1 protein-coding gene is annotated in these 447 nt (G+C 55.5%); it reads left to right on the top strand.

Annotation, left to right across the window (positions count from 1 at the left end; genetic code table 11):
* The coding region (locus JWJ90_RS22925; protein ID WP_205229519.1) for an IS91 family transposase at positions 1-447 on the top strand (447 nt) is incomplete at both ends.

Here is a 447-nt window from a genome sequence, read left to right as displayed (position 1 = left end):
TCAACGGTTTTGCCTTGGCCGAAGCCTTTCGCGGTAAGTTCCTGGCCGGAGCAGATGCTATCGGCTTGCGGATCACAGACAAAGTCCCGAAAAAATGGGTTGTCCACTGCGACCATATGGGCACCGGCGCACCGGCCTTGAAATACCTCGCAAGGTATTTGTACCGAGGCGTGATTGGAGAAAAAAACATCGTTGCCAATGCCAACGGCGAAGTAACCTTTAGATACCGGGACAGCGCTACCGGGACAATGCAGAAGAGGACGCTTAGGGGAGAAGAGTTTCTGCGTCTGCTCCTGCAACATGTCCTGCCAAACGGGTTTAGGCGGCTGCGCGAATATGGATTCCTGCACGGGAATGCCAAGAAAATCCGTATGCTGGTCCAGTTGGTCCTGCACGTCGTTATCATGCCGCAGCCGCCTCGCCCCCGACCAGTATTTGCCTGCCCTC

This window comes from Desulfobulbus rhabdoformis (assembly GCF_016919065.1).
GTDB classification, from domain to species: Bacteria; Desulfobacterota; Desulfobulbia; order Desulfobulbales; family Desulfobulbaceae; genus Desulfobulbus; species Desulfobulbus rhabdoformis.
The sequence above is the reverse complement of the archived record's forward strand: the minus strand, read 5'-3'. Positions and strand labels throughout refer to the sequence as shown.